Consider the following 22,701-nt stretch of genomic DNA (forward strand, 5'->3'; position numbering starts at 1 on the left):
ATTTGTTATTTCATTATACTTAATTTATCTTATTAAATCAATTAATTCTTCTTCTGACAAACTACTTAGTATATTAGTGTTGTTTAAGTTTCCGTCAATCATATCATGAATTAATTCTGATTTTTTTTGCTGTAATTCCATTATTTTTTCTTCTATTGTTCCTTTTGCAATTAACTTTATAACTTCCACTACTTGTTTTTGACCAATTCTATGGGCTCTATCACTTGCTTGATTTTGTACAGATGGATTCCACCATGGATCAAAGTGTATTACTGTATTGGCAGATGTTAAATTCAAACCAGTTCCTCCAGCTTTAAGTGATATTAAAAATACTCTTATTTCTTCATTATTGTTGAAGCTATCCACTAAAGTTATTCTATCCTTAGCAGGAGTACTTCCATCTAAATAATAAAAGCTGATTTTATTTTTGTTTAGTTTTTTGCCTATGTTTTTTAAGACAGAGGTAAATTGAGAGAAAACTAAAATTTTGTTGTCTTTTTCAATATAATCTTTTATTATTTCTAAACAAGTATCAGTCTTTGCGCTTTTTCCCTTGTATCCTTCCACAATTATGCTTGGATCTAAGCACAGTTGTCTAAGTTTTGTAAGATAAGAAAATATGGTAATCTTATTTTTTACATCTCTTTTTTCTTCTAACCTTCTTTTTATTTCTTCCACATATATACCGTAGGTATTTCTTTGTGTTTTGCCCATTTCTACATAAAACTCTTTTTCTATTTTAGGCGGAAGCTCTTTAATAACTTGTTCCTTTGTTCTACGAAGTATAAATGGTTTTATCATTCTTTTTAAATTTTCTACTTGGTTAACATCTTTTATAAATATGGCATTAAATTTAGTTAAACTATATAAATACCCTGGCATAATAAAATCAAATATAGACCAAAGCTCCATCAAGTTATTTTCTATAGGAGTTCCAGTTAAAGCAAATTTATTACTTGCTCTTATGGCTTTTACAGCATCAGTAGAAGAAGCTAGAGGGTTTTTTATATTTTGAGCTTCGTCTATAATACAATAATCAAATTGAAGCTTTTCATATTCTTCTAAATCATTTCTAAGAGAACCATAAGTTGTTAGTATAACATTAAAGTCATTAGTGTTTTTAATTATATTTAATCTGTCTTTTTTCAATCCATGACTAATTCCCACTGATAAAGATGGTGCAAATTTTTCGAATTCACTTTTCCAATTGTGAATTAGTGATGTAGGTGTTACTATTAAAGTTTTTTTATCTTTTTTGTTTAATAAAAAGGCAATTGTTTGTATTGTTTTACCTAGCCCCATTTCATCAGCTAAAATTCCACCAAAACCTAAATAATTTAAAGTTTCAAACCAGCTAAGAGAATCAACTTGGTAATCTCGTAGGGTTGCATGAAGGTCTTTTGGAATCTTGATTTCTTTTTTTTCCATACTTCTGAATTTCTCAATAATATTATTAGTATTTTCAATTCCAGAAATATAGGGTAGTTTTTTCTCCGTAAGGAGATGATTAATAAACATTGCTTTACTTGAGTGTATTTTCATGTTTTTTATATTATCAGTAAAACCTAAACTCTCCATTAATTTAAACATTTCTTTAGTTTGGTTGTCTTCTAAATTTATAAAGTCTCCATCACCTAATTTATAAAATCTTTTTTGATTTTTAAATGCTTTTATAATGTTTTTATATTCTTTTGAATCCACTCCCTCTATTTCAAAATTAAAATCTAGGTAATGATTAATTTCTTCTCCAAGACCAACTCTAAAAGCTGAAGAATTGTGAATTTTTCTTTCTTTAAGTTTATCTGAATAATACACTTCTCCAATATTTTTAAGACTATTAATGTCTCTATTTAAAAAGTCATATAGTTGATTATCGTTTCCTTTAAATACATATTTATCTTTATCTTTTTCAAAAAAGTTGGAATATAATCTATAAATGCCTTCCTTTTCTTTTTCAAAGTCTTTTATAATAAATTTATTATTGTCTTCATCGTAAGAGAAGACTATTTTGCAAGTTACATTGCTATCTTCCAAATCAAAAAAGTATTTTATCTTTAATTCTTTGGAAACATTATCTTTTATCCTATCATCTACAATCACTCTATCACAGATATTTTCTATTTTAGGTATCATGTCACTTAAGACTTGACTAACATTTTCTAATGGGAAGCTTACTTCTTTAAATTCATTTAGTACAGAGTGAAGCTTTTTATAATATATACCATTTTCGCTATTTAACAAGTATATATCTCCTTTGTAAAATACCACATCACCTTTTAATGATAGAGGAAAAGGAAGATTATCTTCACATTTTAGTATGGCTTCATTGTTATTCAATTCAAAACTTATATCTACTGGAATATTACTTTCAATAACACTTGGGCTATAGTGCATATTTCTAAATTTAAAGTCAAATGTTCTATAAGAAAGTGCTTCAAATAATCTTCTAACATTGGAGCCTTTAACAGTTAAATATTTAAAATTTTTCTGTGGTGAGTTATATGATAAATCCATTCCGTACTCTTCTATAATTTGAACTATTTTTTCATCTTCATATTCAAAATAATTATTTACTGGATTGTATAAAAAATCAATACCAAATATTAAATCCTTTGATTCAATTCTAGAGTAAGCAAATTCCTTTAAATCTTTCATAACGTACATCTTATCTATACCTAGTTTAAAGTCGCAAGATATACCATTATCACCAACATACTCTACCCTAACATCTAATTTAACTTTTTCTCTTTCATTACTTTTGAAGTAGTCTAATAATTCTTTATTAATATAATTTTTATTTCTTTTTATTTTATTATCATTTTTTAATACAATAGTTGTCTGTTTTAAATTGCTAATTACATCTGATTTTAATAAATTAATTACATATAAAGATGAAGCTACAATATGTTTACATATAACATTATTGCTATCGGAACCTCTTTTTTTATAGTCTTCACAAGTACAAATTGTATTTAATATTTCTTTATTATTTAGATCTATTGTAATTTCCGGATAATACAAGATATTGTAATTAGCGGAAGCTACTTTTCCATCAATATTTAAAATTTTATCTTCATTATTATATTTAATTTCTTGTACATATCCATCTTTGTAATACTCTTGTCCCCTACTTAACCTTAGTTTGTCAGTATTATTAATCAATATATCATTTACTATTTTAAAGTCCATTTTCTCACCTGTTTCTAAGTATTATAAACTTTATTATATTACGGTTATAAATCTACTTCAATGACATAAGAAAAATAAAGCTAGCTAAATCATTGAAATATCAATAGTTTATGCTTATAAAAAAAATTTATAGGCATAATAAAAATATAATTTTATAAGGAGTGATTTTTATGCCAAATGAAGATACTATAAAACTATTAAAAGAGTGTTATGCTGGAGCTAAGATGGGCATTGATGGAATAAGTAGAGTTATAAATAAAACTGAAAATAAAAAACTAAAGTCTTTACTGCAAAAATATTTAAAAGATCATGAAAGATTGGAAGAAAAAATACAAGCAGAATTGAAAAAGTTTAAAGATGAAGAGAAGGACCCTAATCCTTTGGCGAAAGCCATGTCATGGGTCAAAATTAATGTGAAGCTTATTAAAGGTGAACATGACAAAGTAATTGCTGATTTAATGACTGAAGGATGTAGTATGGGTATTAAATCTATTTGTAAATATTTAAATGAATATAGTGGTGCAATGGAAGGCATTAAAGTGTTGTGTTATGACTTAGTTGAAATAGAAGAAAATTTTTCAAAAGACCTTCGCAAGTTTTTATAAATATTTATAAAAGATGTAGTAATTTTTATTAATACACAATAATATATAAGTATAGAAACACTAAATAGTAACTTATCTAATTGATCGGAAAGATAAATTACTATTAAATATGTTTTCTCCGTTTTATATAATAAACGGTGTGGTGACTCATGGAGAATCATTAAAACATATATACACAGAAAAATCCCCATTTTTATGGGGATTTTTCTGCCTTAAGTTTAAGTTATTACTATTTTGGGAAGAATAAATAAATAACTTAAATACATATGGAGGCCTTATGAGAGTACCAAAACATATAGGAATTATACCAGATGGAAATAGACGCTGGGCAGTTAGTAATAATTTATCAAAAGAAAAAGGATATGATCATGGAGTTAATCCAGGTTTACAACTTTTTAAATTATGCCAAAAGGAAAATGTGAAAGAAGTTACTTTCTATGGCTATACTGTGGACAATACAAAGCGACCTACTATTCAAAAACAAGCTTTCATAAAAGCTTGCGTTGAATCAGTTATGATTTTGACAAAAGAAGATTGTGAAATTCTAGTTGTAGGAGATACATTTAGTGATACTTTTCCTTCACAGCTTTTACCCTTTACAAAAGAAAGAATAAAATTTGGCGAAGGTGGAATAAAGGTAAACTTCTTGATTCACTATGGTTGGAGTTGGGACCTAAACTATAAGAAAGAATTCTGTCCTCTTGGAAAACATGTAGAAAATAATCTTAAATCAAGAGAAATTTCACGTATTGATCTAATTATTCGCTGGGGCGGAAGAAGAAGATTAAGTGGATTTTTACCAATCCAATCTGTATATGCAGATTTTTATGTATTAGATGATATGTGGCCAGATTTTAAAGAGCAAGATTTTTATGATGCTTTAAAATGGTATGATAAACAAGATATTACCCTTGGAGGATAAAAAATAAGTGTTTTGCTATTTTGCAAAACACTTATTTTTCTGTTTTATATATTATATTTAGAAGTTATTTCTTCTATTTCATTTTCATTGGCTGCGTAGTATGTGTAAAAATCCATTTCGCTATTTGCTACTTTTTCTCCGATTTCAAATAACATTTTTGGTATTTCATCTGCTTTAAAATCACCTAATGATTTACCAAGTCTTGTCTTTTTATATTCAAAATCACCATCTACAAATATTTCAAAGGCATCACACATTTGTCCATAAGCTTTTTTCTTTTTACCAGTAAGCCCTATGGCACCTATTTGGTGTACACCACAAGAGTTCATACATCCAGATATATATATTCTTGGCATAGCATTAAGTATGGTATTATCACCGTTGGAATTTTCTTTAAAGTAGTCAATAATTTCATGTAACATTTTTTGACTGTTTTGAATTCCCATTTGACATCTTGGAACACCAATACATGAAATACTTTTTTCTATACTAGTACATCCACTAAATTTTTTACTAATTTGTAGTAAATTCTCTGCTTCTTTTCCATCAAGATTTATAATAAATATTCCTTCTGTCATAGCCAGTCTAATTGATGCATGTTTACAACTATCTAAAGTATTTAATAATTTATTTAAATCATCAAGTTTTAATTGTCCTCCTATTGGATGGATGTAGACACTATAGTATCCATTTTGTTTTTGTTGGAATAATCTACAGTCCTTAACATTTATTTCAACTCCACCGTCAGTAGGATATTCTATGTTTTCTAATTGAATATCAAGGTTGTTGCTTTCTTTTTCTTTTGCTGTATACTCTTTAAATTTTTTAATAAATTCTTCTTCTCCAAGTTTATAAACCATGTATCTGACTCTTGCCTTATGCTTATTTGAGTAATCTCCTTCGTCCATAAACAACTTAGTTAAACCTTCAACATAATATAACACATCTTTTGGTTCAACTAGTTCGTCTAATTCTAGACCAATATTTGGATTTTTTCCAAGGCCTCCACCAACAAAAACTTTAAAATATGGTCTATTATCTTTCATTACAGCTAAAAATCCTAAATCTTGTACTGTAGTATGTGCAGCATCCAAAGGACAAGATGAATAAGAAACTTTAAGCTTTCTTGGTAAATTATAAGTAGTAATTTTACTCATGAAGTGATTATCTGTTGCTACTGCATAAGGTGTAACGTCAAAGGCTTCGTCTGGGTCCACACCAGAAAGTGGTGATAATCCAACGTTTCTTGGGAAGTTTCCTCCACCACCACGAGTAAATATATTATTTTTTATGGCTTCTTCCATTATGTTGCAAATTCCATCCACATCTAAGTCATGTAGTTGAACTGCTTGTCGAGTTGTAAAGTGTATCCCATCAAGATTATATTGTTTTGCAAATTTATATACCTTATGTAATTGAGATATGGTTACAACTCCACTTGAAAACCTAAGTCTTATCATAAAGGATTTTTGATCTCTTTGAGCATATACACCATATCCACCTGATATGCCTTTATAATCCATCTTAGTAAGGTCACCATTTAAAAGTTTTAAACATTGCTCTTTGAAACTAGGTATCTCACTAAGAAATATTTCTTTAGTTTTTTCTAAATTATGCATAGTTATCACCTCTGTAAAAATATATTTCTATTATATTGTTTACAAAAGTGATGAATCTATTTATTTTATATAGTATCTACTTTATTTTCTTCGTAGCTTACCCAGTCGCTAAAACTTCCTGAATATAATTTATGATCAATATCAGCTTCAGTGAGAGCTAAACTAACAGGGCTTGCAGTTATACCGGATCCACAGTAAATTATTACTTCATCATAATTGTTTAACTTATTGAAAAGTTCTTTTAATTCTTCTTTGCTTTTCATAGTTAATGCATCATCTTGATTATTTAAAATATTCATCCAAAAATAATTATGGGCACTTGGAATATGACCAGCTCTTTTATCTACTGGTTCAAATTCACCATTGTATCTTCCGTTTTCTCTACAATCTACTATAACTATATTATCTTTGTGTAGTCTTTCTCTTACATACTCCATATTAACTCTCATATTTTCATTTACATTTATGTCAAAGTTACCTTTTTTAACTGAAGTATGTTCACTTGTTACTTCCCCGCCAATTTCTTCAAATGCTTTTATTCCACCGTTTAATACGTAAACTTCATTATGACCTAAGTATTTTAGTATCCACCAAAGTCTTGCAGGTCCTGCTAAGTCACCTTCATCATAAGCTACTATTATTGAATCATTATTTATTCCTATATTTTCAAAAGTAGTTTTTAACTCTTCAACACTTGGAAGTGGATGTCTTCCACCATGTTCTTTTACACGTGCAGATAATTCAGTTTCAATGTCTACTCTTACAGCATCTTTAATATGAGATTCATCATAACTTCTTTTTCCATATTCTTTATCCATTAGTGAAAATCTACAGTCTACTATAACTAATTTGTCATTGTTTAAATTTTCTTTTAACCATTTTGCATTTATCATATTTGACATTTTACTCTCTCCTAAAATATATTTCTTTTATAATTTTTAACTATAAAATATTATACTACAATATAATATTTTATTACAACATAAGGAAAAAGACTGCTTTTTAGCAGTCTTTTCTTATTTATTATATCTTTTTAATAATTCTCTTTCACCCATTTCAACTAGCTTCTTGCTCATTTGACCTCCTACGCGACCACTTAAGCCTATGCTATCAATTGGATTAGAATCATTTTTTATATTAGAATCATTTAATAATTCTTGAGAAATCTCCATTTTCATTTGATTTAATGCTAATTTGGCATTTGGATCAACTGGTTTAGACATAAAAACCTCCTAAAGTTTTTATTATATTATCCCATTAAAAAGTCTAATATATTCCAACCATCAGAAGTTGTTCCTTTATAAAGCTCTGTAAATCCGCATTTTTTACAACTTATAGTTACAAATTTTTTATTTTGCACATCGAATATTTTGGCAAAATTTCCTCCTGTAGCTTGAAACTGATCAGATTCAAAAGTTTGATTTCCACATTTAGGGCATACATATTGTTTTTTGTCCATAATTTTCCTCCAATATTATTCATAAAAGTAAAATTATTATAACATATTATTCAGCTCTATTATTATTATTTAAATTTTTAAAAAATTTATATATAAAAGGAATACTTACAATAAAAGTAAGTACATCTGATATGGGTTGTGTAATTTCTACTCCTTTTAGATAGAATATTTTAGGTAAAATTATAATTAGTGGAAGAAAGAATATTCCTTGACGACAAGAAGTTAAAAAAGTAGCATGTAAAGATTTACCCACTGCTTGAAATGTCATATTTGAAATAACACCTAAGGTCATAAGTGGCATTACTAAGCATTGATATCGTAAGGCTCTTGTTCCTATTTCAATAACAGATAAATCTGAGATAAACCATGACATTATTTGTGGAGATAATATATATCCCATTAGTGCTAATACTGTCATTATTGTTGTTCCTATTTTTAAAGTAAACAAGAAAGACTCTTTAACTCTAGTGAAGTTTTTAGCGCCATAATTATATCCAACTACAGGTTGGTAACCTTGACCATAACCTACTATAACGCAAAAAATTAACATAAATACTCTTCCAACAATTGACATGGCAGCTACAGCTGAATCTCCATAATTAGCTGCATTAAAATTTAATGCTACAGTGGCAACACTTGCTAAGCCCTGTCTAAAGAAACTAGGCATTCCATTTTTAAATATAATTAAGTATGTATTTATTTCTTTCGATATTTTATTTATGGAAAACCTGACTATTGTTTTTCCTTTTAGGTAATATAAAAACAATACAATAAAACTTAAAAATTGGCTTATAGCTGTGGCTATGGCAGCACCACTAATACCTAAATTAAAGTGAAATATAAATATAGGATCTAAAATTATATTTATAATACCTCCAATTCCTATACCTACCATTGCAAAATTAGCTTTTCCTTCAGCTCTTAACATATTATTCAAAGCAAAAGATGCGGTCATAAAAGGAGCAGCAAATAATATGTATTTTGCATAGTTTACAGCATATGGAAGAATTGTTTCTGTTGAGCCTAATAAAATCATTAGTGGTTTTATAAATATATTCCCAAATATTAATAAAGCAGATCCAAATATTAATGCGGTAACAAAACCTGAAGAACCTAAAATATCAGCATCTTCCTTGTTTTGTTGCCCAAGTTTTCTAGAAATTGTACTTCCAGAGCCTATGCCTATGGCAAAAGCAACAGCTTGTATAATGGCCATTAGAGAAAATACAATACCTGTAGCTGCCGAAGCACTTGTACCAAGTTGAGAAACAAAATATGTATCCGCCATATTATATAGGGATGTTATTAGCATACTAATAATAGTAGGAACGGCTAAAGAAGACACCAATTGGGGTATGGGCGTTTTAGTCATTTTTTCAAATTGCGTATCTTTTGAATCCATAAACACTCTCCTGTTAGTAATTTGTTTTTTAATTTTGTCTTATTTAAAACTATATTAATATTATAGCTTACTTAGGAAAAACTTTGTGAATTATAATATTAGGCTATTATTAATTGCCTGTGACTAAAATTTTATAAATAAAAAAGTATAAAAACCTAAGGAATTATCCTTAAATTTTTATACTTTTCAACTTAATAATAAAAATTGAAATCTGCATCAACACAGAAACTTCCACGACTTAGAAGTCCACCAAAGGAAATTGTAATATAATTTATTTGTGAATCAAGTACTTTATTTATAATTATTTTATATCCATCCACATCATATAAATTATCATCATCATTTGGGTTATCAAGTTCTAAATCTACTTTCGCATCACTAGTCATTGTTATACATCTAGTAAGAATTCTTACGCAAGTTTTATCACTATTAGCTAAAAGTTTGTCCAATTCTCTTTTAGCTTCATTTGTTATAAGTATATTCATTTCTTCCATGTTGTCTCTCCTTAAAAGCATTTTCTTTATTTTAACATATTATTATAATTATCAGCAATTATACTCATAAATATCTGAAAATTCCATAGCACATTTTTCAATTTTATTTTTACAATCGCATATTTTTTCCACTTTTACACTTTCTTCGTTGACTAAACTAATAGGTAAGGTAATTATAAAATTGGAGCCTTTTCCTAATTCACTTTCAACTTCTATTTCCCCTTCATGTAAATTTACTAAGGATTTAACTATGGCAAGGCCTATGCCACTTCCTTCATTATGCCTTGTCAAATTATTGTCTACTCTAGTTAGTTTATCAAAAACTCTATCTAAATAATCTTTTGGAATACCGATACCATGATCTTTCACAGATATTTTCACATTGCTTTTATTTGACTTTAGGCTAACTATAATTGGATCAGTTGTAAAACTATATTTTATTGCATTAGATAGAAGATTTAAAAGTATTCTTTCAATTTCATCTGCATCACAAGCCATATTTATTTCTTCACAGTCTGTATCAAAAATAATATTAATATCATTGTTTTCTTCGTTAGAAACTATTGCATTACAAACATTTTCAACTAACTCAACTATATTGTAGTTTTGTAGATTTAATTCATGATACCCATTTTTTATATATGTAATGTCTATTAAGTTATTAACTAATCTAAGTAATCTATTTGAGTTTCTTTTTAAATATTTTATATGTTCATGCAAGTTATCTAGTTTATAGGTGTTGTTTTCCAAGCTTGTACTAATTAGCTGAATAGTTGACATGATAATATTTATTGGTGTTCTAAACTCGTGAGTTATATTTGATAAAAATTCATCTTTTATTTCTTCTATACATTTAGCTTTTTCAAGTAATAATTTTCTCTTTTCATTGGCGATTCTTTCACTTACATCTCTACCTGTTGAAAAAAACATATTTTCTTCTTTTAAAATTTTAAAACTCCAGTCAATCCATTTATATGTATTGTCACTACATCTAAATCTACTTGTGACAGAGCCAAAGTCATGATCTTCATTAAACATTAAATTAAAGACTTGTTCTCTATCATCATGATGTAATATGTCAAAAAAGTTTATATTTTTTACACTTTCATAACCTAAAATATTAAAAACTTGAAAATTATTGTAAATAGGATTTCCATTTAAATTCCATGTTGCAATCATATCTTCAGATACGTCTATAAATTGCATTAAAGAATTGTTTATTTTTTCTACTTTTATTCTCTCAGCCTTAATATCTTTACATCTTTTCCAGTTACTTATATTTGTTGAGATATATGAACATATGGTTTTAAAATAATTAATGGGAATACATCTGTCTTCATGTCCTTTTTTATATGTTAACATGATGAAACCAGAATAGTCTTTATCGAGAGTCATATTATAAATACCTATTGCTGAGAATTTATCTGGTATATAAGTTTCATTTATTAAGTCTAAGTCTTTATTATTTCTTAGTTGCTCTAATTGTATCGTTCCTTCACCATACTTATATATAAGTTCATATAGTTCTTTTCCAAAATCTTCGTCTTTAAATGCTTCAATCACTTCTCCACTTTGTGCAATTACTTTTAAATTAGAAGATTTTTTATCAAAATATATTACTGAAATACCATCAGATTTTGAGAACCTCATTAGTTTTTCTATAGTATATTGAATTAATGATCTATACTCTTTATCCATATCAAAGATACTTATATCACTACTAATTTGAGTTATTTGATTAAGAGCAATTTGGAGTGTATCATTTAGAAATTTTGTAAGTGTTATATCTAGTTTGCAACTTGCAATATATTTTACATTATCATTATCATCAAATATAGGTCCTAAGGTATTGCTATACCACTTTTTTTCATTTGTATTAAAATACACATTTTCGTTATTAATTACTTTTTTATTATCTATTACCATTTTCTCCTTTTTTTCCATATAAGCCCAATCTTCTTTACAAAAAAAATCTCGACTTGTTTTTCCTATAATTTCACTTTTCTCACAGCCTAGATTATTAGCAAATTGTTGATTTACATATATATACTCTCCATTAGTATTTTTAATACAACACTCTGTTTGTACAACATCCAGTAAATCTTCTAGATCTTTTTTATGATATTGTTTTTCATATTGTTTTTTTCCTACTATAAAATAAGCATCTTCTCCTTTAAAATCATCTTCAATAATTTTACCCCATAATGACTGAAGATAATTTTTTTTAGTTTTTATGCAAAAGTGAAACCTATTATTTTGCTCAAGAGTATCTATAATATCATCAATAGGCTGACTACTGATAGAAATTATTTGGAACACGTTTTTACCAACTACATCTTCTTCATCAACACCTAATAAGTCTAAAAGAAACTTATTTACAAATAGGATTTGTTTTTCTTTGTTTATTGCAATAATAGCATAACGTAAAGAATTTAAAATTTTAACCATATCTTTCCCCTTTTCCTTTACCCATAAAAAGAACAATTTTTTTCTTTTTTCATTTGTATATAAATATTTTATAATAGAACTTGTTTGAATTCAAAGTTTTTTGTAAGTTAAAAAATACTATTTTTAGATATATAATCCCATTTTATGTTTTATTGTTCTAAAATGTAAAATAGTATTATAATATGCATTATCATAAATCTTGTATGAATGAGTTATTTATTAATGAATACTTCTATGTTAGGGTGAGGAAACTTTAATTTTTTAATTTACATATTAAAAAAAGTACCAGACACCCTGGTACTTTAAAACTAAATGTAGGAAATTATAGATTCATGCGTTTTAATTCCTGCTATTCCATCAACATTAAGATTTTTCTTTTTTTGATATTTTTCTACGGTTGCTTGTGTATCCTTTCCAAAATATCCATCTATTGCGATATCATATCCTAATTCTTTTAAGGCTTTTTGTAGCCATTTAGTATGTTCTAATTTTTTATCTTTATTTTTTATGCCTAATGAATGTTTTTCTACAGCTGCTTTTGTTTTAGGCCCAAAGATTCCATCTTCAGCTAAATTAAAATTATAAGATTCATTTAAAGCATTTTGTAATGATTTAATTAAAACTTTAGATATACTATCTTCCTTATTATTATCTTTATTTGTATTTTTATCACTTGTACTTGAATATTTTTTATAACAATAGTCTAGATCCACATCTCCGTTAATTCCAGATACTCTTCCACTTTCGCTATATTGCCACATTACATGAGGCTCACTATAGGAGCATCTTGAAGTATACTGAGCTATCCATAGATCATAATCTCTTTGAAGGCTTTTAAAGAAATAGTTGTTGGAGAAATCTATATTTGTATAAAGGCCAGGAATATATCCTCCCTTTTCAATTTCCTTTAAAAAAGCATACGCAAATGCTGTTGCCTTTGTTTTATTTATGCTTACTCCCTGCTTCTTTGCATAACTTACACTATCATATTCAAAATCATAAAAAACGGGATAAGTTATTTTATCTTTGTATGGCTTAATTACTTCCATACATTTTACAGCTTCTATTCGAGCTTTTTCCTCACTTATGGCATAGCTAAACCAATATATTCCTACATCAATATTTTCTTCAATAGCACCTTTAATATATTCTTCAAATTTTTCGTCTACAGTAGATGATCCATATCCTGCTCTAATAATAACAAAGTTTATACCGTCATCTTTTACTTTCTTCCAATTAATATTTCCGTTATGTTTTGACACATCAATACCTTTAATAGTTGCCATTTAATCACTTCCTTATTATATATATGGAAAAGAATCCACTTTTTAGTAGATTCTTTTCTTTTAATGGCCTGTTTATTATATGAACTATCATCTGAAGTTGTATAGAATTGTAATTTTGAAATTCCTAGCTTCAATAAATGGTTATTTTAGTATCCAGTTTATTATACTTTTATACTCTTTTAAATTTTACTGGAATTAATAAGAGTTTTATAATTTAGTTTTGATTTTTATAACCACTTATAGTCTATATTATTAAGTACAATAAGTTTTTGTTACTATAAACGACAGAATTTTTATTTCATTCTAGAAAAATTTTGTTACTGTATAAAAATCTAATACTTCTTAGCACGAAAAAAGACTAAGTAATATTTTTACTTAGTCTTTTATGCATTATTTTAATTAAGAAACCGAGAATATAAATAAAATCAAGAATAAAAAATAAAGGTTTTACATTTTTCATTATAGCCTTATATATTTATATTATACTCTTAAATAAAAACTTTTAAATTTTTTATATATTATAAGATAAGTAGAATAAATTTTGATCAATTATACAAACTAAAACTAAAAGTGGAGGTGTTATTATGGTAAATTTAACAACAAAAGAAAGACTTTTACTTGAAGATGAAAAAAGCCATGAAACTTTATGTGTCTCAAAGTATAATGATTATTCAAAAAGAGCTAAGTGCCAAGAGCTAAAACAATTATTTTCTTCTTTGGCTCAAAAAGAACAACAACATTTAGATTCTATTAATCAAATATTAAATGGTACAGTACCAAATGTTAATGCTGGTAACCAAAGCAGTCAAAATCAACAAATGCAGCAAGTGCAGCAAGATAGCACAGTTACAATGCCTAATATGGCAAATAGTGTATCTAGTGGTACATATGATGAAAATGATAAAATGTTATGTCAAGATACTTTATCTACTGAAAAATATATTTCTGCTACATATAACACAACTATATTTGAAGTTAAAGATAAAAATATCAGACAAGTTTTAAATCATATTCAAAAAGAAGAACAAGAACATGGAGAAAAAATTTACAATTATATGAATCAACATAACATGTATAATTAGACAATTATTTATAAAATCCCGTAATAAAGCTATTTTTATTACGGGATTTTTTTATTTTCTTCTATTCTTATTGCTTATTCTATTATTTTTCATTACACTTTTATTAAATAATATATAAGAAGGTGTATATATGAATGAGCTTGTTATAAGGTTTGCCGAGAAGAATGATGCTGAAGCAATTTTAAAAATTTACGCACCTTATGTAATTAGCACATCAATAACATTTGAGTATGCTGTACCTACCATTGATGAAATTAGTAGTAGAATTGAAAAAACGAAAGAAAATTATCCATATATAGTGTGTGAATTAAATAATCAAGTTATAGGGTATGCATATGCTGATAGATATATGGAGCGAGATGCTTATAATTGGAATGTGGAGCTTTCTATTTATGTTGACAAGAGATACACTCATAGAGGTGTAGGGAGAGGGTTATATACTTGTATTTTGCAAATTCTAGCTCACCAAAATGTAAAAAATGTATATTCTACAATAACTAGTCCAAATGATAGTAGCATTAAACTTCATGAATTCTTTGGTTTTAAAAAACTAGGATCATATCCAAATTGTGGTTATAAATTAGGAACTTGGCATGAGGTTATCATTATGGGAAAAAATTTAGGAAAATATAAACAGCCTCCAAAACCATTTATTAAAATAAATGATGTATCAAATGACATTTTGACAGGGATATTAAGTATAGTATCATCAATAATTAATAATAGAACTTAATGTAAATGAAATTATTTCCTATTAAAAATTATGTTAATTTGAAAAACTAATTTAATAGGAGTGTTGTTATGTTAAAAACAGAATTAATTTTAACTTTACTTAATATAAATAGAATTGGTAAAAAAACAATTAATAAATTAATACTTAACCCTTTGCCAGAAACTATTGATGCTATTTCCATTTTAAATTTTATTATTGAAAATCTTCCAAATTATAAATTGAATTTAAACATACAAGATGTAATAATGGCAAAAAATAAAAGTTTAAATATAATTAATTACTGCAAAAAAAATAATATAAGAATAATGACTATTTTGGACGAAGATTTTCCTATAAAACTTAAAATTATCCCCAATAATCCTGTAATTATATTTTATAAAGGAAATAAGTCGTGTATTATTGAAAATAAATCCGTAGCAATTATAGGAACTCGCTACCCTACCTTAGAAAGCGAAAAAATAACCAGAAATCTTGCTAAATTATTTTCAAATAGAAATTATATAATTGTCAGTGGTTTGGCTCATGGGATAGATTATAATGCCCATTTTTCTACAGTAAAAAATCATAATAAAACACTAGCAGTTTTACCTAGTGGAATTTCAAATATTTATCCAGCAGATCATAAACTTTTATGCGATGAAATACTTTACAATAATGGATGTATTATTAGTGAATATTTTCCACTTGAAGCACCTTACAAAAATTATTTCGTCGAAAGAGATCGTTTACAAAGTGCTCTATCATTAGGTGTGATAGTTGTAGAGTGTGGCGTAAAGAGTGGAACTATGTATACTGTCAATTTTGCAGAAGAACAAAATAAAATAATCTGCTGTTATAAACATGATAAGATGAATTATAGCTGTAGAGGCGGTAATACGAAATTATTAAAAGATAAAAATGTGCTAATAATTGATAACAATTATAATATAAACGTAGTAGAAAATTTATTTGAAAATAAGTTACATGAGATAAACACTTGGATTCATGACCTTACATCATCAAATGAGCAAATACTTTTTGACTTTTAAAAATTAATTTTATTGTGAATTGTTTAAAATTAGACTACAATTATTAATAAGTAATTTATTAATGGTGCCTGATATAATATTTACTATTTTTAAATTATTTCTCCTTGTATTATTATATTTCAAAAATAGGCTCATAAACTATGAGCCTATTTTTGTTTTTCTTGTTTCCATATCTTTTTCTATTAGATTTTTCACATAAGAACTTATTCCATATTGATTTTTTATATCTTCCAAAAGATAATTGTATAAAGTTAAATCTCGATAGTTTTCCTTAAAACTAATTGTTACTTTTATACTTTGACTTTTGCTCAAACTTTCACCTTCTTATATAAAATTTATATAATAATTCTTAAAAATAATTATATATTACTATTTATTCAAATTTTTTTAAAAAATAACTTAAAAAAACCCATTTAGGGCCTTTTTTATTAACAAAGATTATTAATAAATTAATAATCTTTGTTAAAAAAATATAGAAAAAAACACCATATGCCATATGCAGACGGTGCTAAATTACCATAATAATATTAGAATGTGGGGGACTTACACATTTTAATATCTGTTCAATAATTAAAATAACTAGGTTTATATATAATATTCTGTTTCTAACAAATAATTCCTTTTTTATTTTATAATTTGTTAACTAATTAACTAAAGTATACAGGATTCTTGTCAAAGTTATTAAAAAAAAATGAATATAAAAATAAAATCTGTTTTACTTATGTTATTAATTATATATTATATCCTACTAGGAAATATCATACTTAATTAATATAAACATAAATTTTTACTGCTTTCATTATAATATTTATCATCTTTTTATTAATTTACATATTATGTAGTGTACCAAATTATATAGGTACTAGATTAATATTGGTGGTGAATAATAATGTACGCAGATTTAGTGTGCAAAGGTGGAGGTGTTAAAGGAATAGCCCTTGTAGGTGCCCTTTCTTTCTTTGAAGAGGAGGGTTATGTATGGCAAAGAGCAGCTGGAACATCTGTTGGTGCAATTGTTGCTTCATTGGTAGCTGTTGGGTACAGTGCCAGTGAAATAAGAAATATTATGTTTGACTTGGATTACAATAAATTTGTAGATAAAAATAAATTGCAATCTATTCCTTTATTTGGACCTCTTACTTCTCTCTATGTTTCAAAGGGACTACATTCAGGAGATTATGTGGAAAATTTTCTAAGAGATAAATTTGAAAGAAAAGGAAAAAAATATTTCAAGGATATTTATGTTGATGGTGAAAGTAGGTTGAAAGTTGTTGCAACAGATGTTACTCGTCATAAATTAATTATCTTACCTGATGACTTAGTTGAATACAATATAAATCCACTTGATTTTGAAATAGCAAAAGCTGTTAGAATGAGCCTTAGTATACCTTTTTTCTTTGAGCCAGTAATTTTGTATGCAGGAAAAACTCCTTGTTATATTGTTGATGGTGGACTTTTAAGTAACTTCCCTATTTGGATTTTTGACGTGGAAGATAATCCAAGATGGCCTACATTTGGTTTAAATTTATATAATAATGTTCAAAAACCTAGTAACAATAAAAATGGGTTTATTCCTTATTTAATAGATGTAATAGAAACAAGTCTTGAAACAAGTGAGGAAATCTATTTTAAAGATTGTGATGCAGTTAGAATTGTGAACATCCCAACCTTGGGCATAAATACTTTAGATTTTGATATATCTAATGAACAGATGAAAGCTTTATATAAATCTGGATACTTCTCAGCTAAATCCTTCTTAGAAAATTGGGATTTTAATGCTTATCTTAAACATTATCGTGCATAAATACTATTTTGTAACTCTTTTGCAGAACTCATCATAAAATATATTAGGGGGTGAATCGTATATGAAAGAAGAATTTAGTGATTGTAACAAAAATTATAATCACTTATTAAAAAGCCTCTGTAATATATTAAAAGAATGCAGTAATAAAGAAAGTTCTTATGCTACTTTTCTACAAACAGAATTAGTAAATGTGGGTATGAACGAGTATTTTCCATTTAATATGACAGAAATATTTAATGAAGATATAGTTCTTGTTAACCCTACAACTATAAAAGTTAATAAATCTGGTGTATATCATATAATATATAAGATTCCAGTTAATATAGAGAATAAAAAAGATCATATTGAACAAAGTATAGGCTTATATGTTAATAATATTCTGCAAAAGAACATCCAAAGAACTTTTGGAGTAGTAGATCCTAATAATAAAAATTGCATGTCTATTATTGGTGATGATATAGTATATATTACTGAAAACACTATTCTTCAATTGAAAAATAACAATTTCTCCACTAATGGTAAAACTATTGCTAGTTGTAGTAATGAAGGATGCTATGCAAGTTTAAATATTATAAAAATTGGATAATAAAATTTTATAAATAAAATAGCTGGAAGAATTATCTTTCAGCTTTAATTTTTTCTAATTTATTTTTTTCATTTATAAATACATATAACTAAATTTATGGTAAAGTAAAATAAATAGCAAGAATATTTTGTAACTTATTATAAATTGGGAGGGTTGGATGAGAAGATATGAGATAGACTGGATTAGAAATATAAGCATATTAATGCTTTTTGTTTATCATACTTGCGCTATATTTTGTCAGTTTGGGGATTTTTATATTATTTCAGAAGAAAAGAACCTTTTTGCAGACATAATAATTTTATTATTATTTACATGGTACATGCCTATGCTGTTTTTCCTTGCAGGAGCTTCCACATTTTTTTCCTTTGAGCGTAGAAATATGAAGGAATATATAGTAGAAAGAGTTAAAAAGCTTCTTGTGCCACTTTTATTTGGACTTATATTTTTAGTACCACCACAAACTTATTTAGCAAGAGTTTGGCGTGGTGAGGGAAACTTGAACTATTTTAGTCATTTAGGTTTCTTTTTTTCAAATGTAACGGATTTTACAGGATTTGATGGAGCGTTCACTCCTGCTCACTTATGGTTTATACTTTATTTATTTATCGTTTCCATTTTGGGAGGAATTATTTTATCTCTAGTTTTTAAGCAGGAAAAAGGCATAAAGATAGTTCATTTATTTAAAAAAGCTTTTGTAAATAAATTTAGTTTTCTATTTTTATTGTTTCTTGGAATATGTAGTGACTTGTTTCCAAGTATAATGGGGAAAAGCTTAATAGGGTGTTTATTAATTTTCTTATTAGGTTATATTGTTTATGAAGATGATACGCTTTTAGAAAAATTAATAAGTCATCGTTTTAAATATTTAATTACCCTTGTTTTTTTTGCAATTTGTGGTGTGATTTACACATTATTGCTTAGACCAGAAGAGGGTAATACAACAGTGTGGATTATTGATAGTATTTTAAAAAACGGTGTTTTAATATCCGCAATTTGCACAGTTATTGGTTTTGGTAGTGTTCATTTAAATAAAAACAATAAACTTTTAAAGTTCTTAAATAAACGTACTTTTCCAATTTATATTATCCATCAACCGATTTTATTAGTTCTTGCAATTTTAATTGTACCTACAGTTAAATCTACTGCTTTATCCATAGGATTGATAATAATTTTTTCGGCTATTTTAACATTTATAGTTTATGAAATTTTATACAGAGTAAAGATCTTTAACTTTGTTTTAGGAATGAAATAAGTAAAGGACAGCTATATAGCTGTCCTTTAAATTATTGAATTAAGAATTCATCTAAAATTTTCACTATTTTATCTTCCATGTCTCCGCAGTAATCAACTTTTCTTATTCTAGGATTTGATATTTCTCCTCCATGCTCAAAATCCACTGGATATACTACTACTTCATTTTCTTCTAAATCAAATAATAAGCCTACTAGATTGTCCACATTTAAGCTTAAATCCCCTATATCTTTTATAGTGTTATCGTCTTCGTAAATATCGTCCGTATAATGATTTAATATGTATTTTTCACCATGAAGAAGTTCTACCTTTTCTGCGCCTTCATAAGTTTTTCCAATAACAAAATGAAGTGCGTATTCTCCATCATGTAGTAAATCTACATAATCTTTTGTATTATTTATATCCTCATAGTCTTCGTCAAAAACAATTACGTCCATATAATCTCTATCCACTAAACAAACCCTTGATATATAATGAGGATAATTAAAAAGTAATTCTTCTATATTTTCATTATAATAATGTATAAAACTCTCCATATTAAATTCATTTTTTTTAAATCTTAGTATTTCCATGGTATTTCCTTCCTTAACAATTTCAACTTATTTTAAACAATAAGTTATAATATACCACAAAGATTGTATTTTTACCATGAATACTCATAGTTTTTGTCATTTATTAAAACAAAAAATTAAAAAGGAACAATGTTTATAACATTATTCCTTTTTATAATCTATTTTATTTTAAAACCACCTTCGCTTATGGCTTTTTTAATTTCTTCTATATGATCATGATCAAATGTTTCTAAAATCATATGAGCATTTAATTTACCAATTTCATTTATTGAAGATAGGTTTGCTGCTATTATATTTGCATCAAATCTACTTAATATTGAAGTAAGTTCAGAAAGTCCTCCTGGTTTGTCCTTTATATCCGTATTAAATGAAAAACGTCTACCACTTTTATTTAAACCTATTGCTATTATTCTATTTAAAGTATTAACATCTATATTACCACCTGAAATTATACAAACAACATCTTCATCTGCTTTTGGTTTGTATTTTCCACTTAGTATTGCTGCTGTTGTAACTGCTCCTGATCCTTCTGCCACAACTTTTTGGTTTTCCATTAAAAATAAAAGTCCTTCTGCTATTTCGCCTTCTTCCACAAGAACTACTTCGTCTACTAATTCTTTTGCTATGTCAAAGGTTATGTCTCCTACAGTTTTAACTGATATACCATCTGCCACAGAAGTTGCTTTAAATGCTGTTGTTACCTTACCTTCTTTTATAGATTCGTACATAGATGGAATATTTGCTGTTTGTACACCAATTATTTTAACATTAGGATTTAGAGCTTTTGCTGCCACTGCCACACCAGAGATTATTCCTCCTCCACCTATTGGACAAAGTATGGTATCTACTTTATTGTTCATTTGTTCAAAAATTTCTAGAGCTATTGTTCCTTGACCTGCTATAACGTATTTATCGTTAAATGGATGAAGGAATGTTGCCCCACTTTCTTTTTGTAGTTCTACTGCTTTTGCATAGGCATCATCATAAACAATTCCTTCTAGTACCACATTTGCTCCATAAGATTTTGTTGCCGTGACTTTAGCAAGTGGTGCAGTTGATGGCATTACTATGGTTGCCTCAATGTTGTTCATTTTTGCACTTAGTGCCACACCTTGGGCATGATTTCCTGCACTTGATGCTATTACACCTTTGGATTTTTCTTCCTCTGTAAGATTTGCTATTTTATTACAAGCTCCTCTCACTTTAAAAGAACCAGTCTTTTGAAGGTTTTCGCATTTATAATAAACATTTGCTCCAGTCATTGTACTAAGTTTAGTACTTTCAAGTATATCTGTCTTTTTTACTATATCCTTTATTGTTTCTTGTGCTTTTTGTATATCTTCTAAGGTTACTTTTGTCATTTTGATTCACTCCCAGCTGTATAAATAATTAATAAAATATGATAATTCTAATCATACATATTTATTTTTGCTCTATTTTTAAATTAATATACTTGTCAGAAAATCTATTAATTACTTATTATTAACTTCAACAATATTATTCCAATATCTAGTTGGCATCATCTTCTTTTGAAGTCTAGGATTTCTACGTTCTTCTATATTTATAGACTTAAAATATTGTTTCCATAAATTTTCATACTCACCTTTATCATCACTATTCATTAAAATATTTTTTTGAGTTTTTGATAAATTAGTTAAATAATAATCTTCTTTATCATAAATAAAAGCAGTATCTCTTTTTATATCGTGAATTATAAAATTTTCATTTGATAGTCTTTTTTTAAAATGATTTCCAAGTATGGGAAGTATATTGTAGTCTGGGTTTATGGAAGCATATAAAATATTATTGATTTCTTTAAATCTAATAAAACCTGTAAGCCTATGACATTCGTATGCAACCTTATTACTTACTTTGTCCATATTTAAAACTATATCATTATTTATATATAGTTCAACATCTTTTCCAAACTTAAATCCCATACGTAAGTATTTATAAATTAAGTTGGAGCTTTCTTTAGTTTCTGATAAAAACACATAATATATTTTATTTAAAGCTTCTCTTGATATTTTATTTACTATGGCATTATAAACTTTTTCAAATTTAATATTATCGCTTTTTATTGTAATAACTTCATCAATTAAATTTTGTTCATATACTATTTTACTACATATAAAATCTGGTTTAGTGCTTAAGTAATAAGCATCATAAATGGCAGATAACAAACCTTCAAAAGTTTGTTCATGTAAAAATACTCTCATAA

General features: G+C 26.9%; 21 protein-coding genes. 8 read left to right on the forward strand and 13 right to left on the reverse strand.

Going from position 1 to position 22,701, the window contains the following annotated elements; genetic code table 11:
- Positions 1–24: 24 nt before the first annotated feature.
- Positions 25–3,189 (reverse strand): DEAD/DEAH box helicase, encoded by a 3,165-nt coding sequence (locus K0039_RS10310; RefSeq protein WP_228104968.1) that lies wholly within the window; start codon positions 3,187–3,189, stop codon positions 25–27.
- 170 nt (positions 3,190–3,359) lie between these two features.
- Between K0039_RS10310 and K0039_RS10315 the strand changes: the two genes are divergently transcribed.
- On the forward strand, positions 3,360–3,794 hold the full coding sequence (locus tag K0039_RS10315) for a DUF2383 domain-containing protein (protein ID WP_228104969.1): 435 nt from the start codon (positions 3,360–3,362) through the stop codon (positions 3,792–3,794).
- Between the two features lie 277 nt (positions 3,795–4,071).
- Entirely contained in the window at positions 4,072–4,716 is a 645-nt protein-coding gene (locus K0039_RS10320; RefSeq protein ID WP_228104970.1) for an undecaprenyl diphosphate synthase family protein, read from the forward strand.
- A 44-nt stretch (positions 4,717–4,760) separates the two neighbouring features.
- Here the strand turns inward: K0039_RS10320 and K0039_RS10325 are convergent, their stop codons facing one another.
- The 8 genes from K0039_RS10325 to K0039_RS10360 form a co-directional block, all read right to left on the reverse strand.
- Positions 4,761–6,335 carry a nitrite/sulfite reductase gene (locus tag K0039_RS10325; RefSeq protein WP_228104971.1) on the reverse strand — a complete coding sequence of 525 codons (1,575 nt, stop codon included), beginning with the start codon at positions 6,333–6,335 and terminating at the stop codon, positions 4,761–4,763.
- Positions 6,336–6,400: 65 nt separating this feature from the next.
- A complete protein-coding gene (locus K0039_RS10330; RefSeq protein WP_228104972.1) occupies positions 6,401–7,237 on the reverse strand; it encodes a sulfurtransferase in 837 nt (278 codons plus the stop codon).
- 114 nt (positions 7,238–7,351) lie between these two features.
- Positions 7,352–7,558 carry an alpha/beta-type small acid-soluble spore protein gene (locus tag K0039_RS10335; protein WP_018590862.1) on the reverse strand — a complete coding sequence of 69 codons (207 nt, stop codon included), beginning with the start codon at positions 7,556–7,558 and terminating at the stop codon, positions 7,352–7,354.
- A gap of 26 nt (positions 7,559–7,584) precedes the next feature.
- Positions 7,585–7,794 carry a zinc ribbon domain-containing protein gene (locus tag K0039_RS10340; RefSeq protein WP_228104973.1) on the reverse strand — a complete coding sequence of 70 codons (210 nt, stop codon included), beginning with the start codon at positions 7,792–7,794 and terminating at the stop codon, positions 7,585–7,587.
- A 46-nt stretch (positions 7,795–7,840) separates the two neighbouring features.
- Complete coding sequence (locus tag K0039_RS10345; protein WP_228104974.1) at positions 7,841–9,196, reverse strand: MATE family efflux transporter; 1,356 nt, start codon at positions 9,194–9,196, stop codon at positions 7,841–7,843.
- Between the two features lie 191 nt (positions 9,197–9,387).
- Positions 9,388–9,690, reverse strand: coding sequence for a hypothetical protein (locus K0039_RS10350; protein ID WP_228104975.1), 303 nt, complete (start codon positions 9,688–9,690; stop codon positions 9,388–9,390).
- 51 nt (positions 9,691–9,741) lie between these two features.
- The gene (locus K0039_RS10355; protein ID WP_228104976.1) at positions 9,742–12,138 is read right to left on the reverse strand and encodes an ATP-binding protein; all 2,397 of its coding nucleotides are present in this window, start codon (positions 12,136–12,138) and stop codon (positions 9,742–9,744) included.
- Positions 12,139–12,446: 308 nt separating this feature from the next.
- Positions 12,447–13,424 carry a GH25 family lysozyme gene (locus K0039_RS10360; RefSeq protein WP_228104977.1) on the reverse strand — a complete coding sequence of 326 codons (978 nt, stop codon included), beginning with the start codon at positions 13,422–13,424 and terminating at the stop codon, positions 12,447–12,449.
- A 584-nt stretch (positions 13,425–14,008) separates the two neighbouring features.
- On the opposite strand from K0039_RS10360, the gene K0039_RS10365 reads away from it, so the two are divergent.
- From K0039_RS10365 to K0039_RS10375, 3 genes are all read left to right on the forward strand, one after another.
- Positions 14,009–14,506 (forward strand): spore coat protein, encoded by a 498-nt coding sequence (locus K0039_RS10365; protein WP_228104978.1) that lies wholly within the window; start codon positions 14,009–14,011, stop codon positions 14,504–14,506.
- Between the two features lie 130 nt (positions 14,507–14,636).
- A complete protein-coding gene (locus K0039_RS10370) occupies positions 14,637–15,239 on the forward strand; it encodes a GNAT family N-acetyltransferase (RefSeq protein ID WP_228104979.1) in 603 nt (200 codons plus the stop codon).
- 68 nt (positions 15,240–15,307) lie between these two features.
- Positions 15,308–16,267 (forward strand): DNA-processing protein DprA, encoded by a 960-nt coding sequence (locus K0039_RS10375; protein ID WP_228104980.1) that lies wholly within the window; start codon positions 15,308–15,310, stop codon positions 16,265–16,267.
- Between the two features lie 138 nt (positions 16,268–16,405).
- On the opposite strand, the gene K0039_RS10380 is transcribed toward K0039_RS10375, so the two are convergent.
- Positions 16,406–16,579, reverse strand: coding sequence for a hypothetical protein (locus K0039_RS10380; protein WP_228104981.1), 174 nt, complete (start codon positions 16,577–16,579; stop codon positions 16,406–16,408).
- 577 nt (positions 16,580–17,156) lie between these two features.
- On the opposite strand from K0039_RS10380, the gene K0039_RS10385 reads away from it, so the two are divergent.
- The 3 genes from K0039_RS10385 (at position 17,157) to K0039_RS10395 (ending at position 19,909) form a co-directional block, all read left to right on the forward strand.
- Entirely contained in the window at positions 17,157–18,071 is a 915-nt protein-coding gene (locus K0039_RS10385; RefSeq protein ID WP_228104982.1) for a patatin-like phospholipase family protein, read from the forward strand.
- 61 nt (positions 18,072–18,132) lie between these two features.
- Positions 18,133–18,657, forward strand: a complete 525-nt coding sequence (locus K0039_RS10390; protein ID WP_228104983.1) for a hypothetical protein — start codon at positions 18,133–18,135, stop codon at positions 18,655–18,657.
- Positions 18,658–18,814: 157 nt separating this feature from the next.
- The gene (locus K0039_RS10395; protein ID WP_228104984.1) at positions 18,815–19,909 is read left to right on the forward strand and encodes an acyltransferase family protein; all 1,095 of its coding nucleotides are present in this window, start codon (positions 18,815–18,817) and stop codon (positions 19,907–19,909) included.
- 31 nt (positions 19,910–19,940) lie between these two features.
- On the opposite strand, the gene K0039_RS10400 is transcribed toward K0039_RS10395, so the two are convergent.
- From K0039_RS10400 to K0039_RS10410, 3 genes are all read right to left on the reverse strand, one after another.
- Entirely contained in the window at positions 19,941–20,480 is a 540-nt protein-coding gene (locus K0039_RS10400; RefSeq protein WP_228104985.1) for a hypothetical protein, read from the reverse strand.
- A gap of 158 nt (positions 20,481–20,638) precedes the next feature.
- Positions 20,639–21,841 carry a threonine ammonia-lyase gene (ilvA, locus tag K0039_RS10405; RefSeq protein WP_228104986.1) on the reverse strand — a complete coding sequence of 401 codons (1,203 nt, stop codon included), beginning with the start codon at positions 21,839–21,841 and terminating at the stop codon, positions 20,639–20,641.
- A 111-nt stretch (positions 21,842–21,952) separates the two neighbouring features.
- Positions 21,953–22,699, reverse strand: coding sequence for a TIGR03915 family putative DNA repair protein (locus tag K0039_RS10410; RefSeq protein ID WP_228104987.1), 747 nt, complete (start codon positions 22,697–22,699; stop codon positions 21,953–21,955).
- Positions 22,700–22,701: the final 2 nt, after the last annotated feature.

Origin of the sequence: Terrisporobacter mayombei (assembly GCF_020748465.1) — a bacterium.
GTDB classification, from domain to species: Bacteria; Bacillota; Clostridia; order Peptostreptococcales; family Peptostreptococcaceae; genus Terrisporobacter; species Terrisporobacter mayombei.

Excerpts from the sequence above, each read along its gene's own strand:
- K0039_RS10350 (WP_228104975.1), bottom strand. The coding sequence starts at position 9,690 with ATGGAAGAAATGAATATACTTATAACAAATGAAGCTAAAAGAGAATTG.
- K0039_RS10360 (WP_228104977.1), bottom strand. The coding sequence starts at position 13,424 with ATGGCAACTATTAAAGGTATTGATGTGTCAAAACATAACGGAAATATT.
- K0039_RS10315 (WP_228104969.1), top strand. The coding sequence starts at position 3,360 with ATGCCAAATGAAGATACTATAAAACTATTAAAAGAGTGTTATGCTGGA.
- K0039_RS10410 (WP_228104987.1), bottom strand. The coding sequence starts at position 22,699 with ATGAGAGTATTTTTACATGAACAAACTTTTGAAGGTTTGTTATCTGCC.
- K0039_RS10400 (WP_228104985.1), bottom strand. The coding sequence starts at position 20,480 with ATGGAAATACTAAGATTTAAAAAAAATGAATTTAATATGGAGAGTTTT.
- K0039_RS10325 (WP_228104971.1), bottom strand. The coding sequence starts at position 6,335 with ATGCATAATTTAGAAAAAACTAAAGAAATATTTCTTAGTGAGATACCT.
- K0039_RS10375 (WP_228104980.1), top strand. The coding sequence starts at position 15,308 with ATGTTAAAAACAGAATTAATTTTAACTTTACTTAATATAAATAGAATT.
- K0039_RS10355 (WP_228104976.1), bottom strand. The coding sequence starts at position 12,138 with ATGGTTAAAATTTTAAATTCTTTACGTTATGCTATTATTGCAATAAAC.
- K0039_RS10365 (WP_228104978.1), top strand. The coding sequence starts at position 14,009 with ATGGTAAATTTAACAACAAAAGAAAGACTTTTACTTGAAGATGAAAAA.
- K0039_RS10335 (WP_018590862.1), bottom strand. The coding sequence starts at position 7,558 with ATGTCTAAACCAGTTGATCCAAATGCCAAATTAGCATTAAATCAAATG.
- K0039_RS10385 (WP_228104982.1), top strand. The coding sequence starts at position 17,157 with ATGTACGCAGATTTAGTGTGCAAAGGTGGAGGTGTTAAAGGAATAGCC.
- K0039_RS10340 (WP_228104973.1), bottom strand. The coding sequence starts at position 7,794 with ATGGACAAAAAACAATATGTATGCCCTAAATGTGGAAATCAAACTTTT.
- K0039_RS10330 (WP_228104972.1), bottom strand. The coding sequence starts at position 7,237 with ATGTCAAATATGATAAATGCAAAATGGTTAAAAGAAAATTTAAACAAT.
- ilvA (WP_228104986.1), bottom strand. The coding sequence starts at position 21,841 with ATGACAAAAGTAACCTTAGAAGATATACAAAAAGCACAAGAAACAATA.
- K0039_RS10395 (WP_228104984.1), top strand. The coding sequence starts at position 18,815 with ATGAGAAGATATGAGATAGACTGGATTAGAAATATAAGCATATTAATG.
- K0039_RS10320 (WP_228104970.1), top strand. The coding sequence starts at position 4,072 with ATGAGAGTACCAAAACATATAGGAATTATACCAGATGGAAATAGACGC.
- K0039_RS10345 (WP_228104974.1), bottom strand. The coding sequence starts at position 9,196 with ATGGATTCAAAAGATACGCAATTTGAAAAAATGACTAAAACGCCCATA.
- K0039_RS10390 (WP_228104983.1), top strand. The coding sequence starts at position 18,133 with ATGAAAGAAGAATTTAGTGATTGTAACAAAAATTATAATCACTTATTA.
- K0039_RS10370 (WP_228104979.1), top strand. The coding sequence starts at position 14,637 with ATGAATGAGCTTGTTATAAGGTTTGCCGAGAAGAATGATGCTGAAGCA.
- K0039_RS10310 (WP_228104968.1), bottom strand. The coding sequence starts at position 3,189 with ATGGACTTTAAAATAGTAAATGATATATTGATTAATAATACTGACAAA.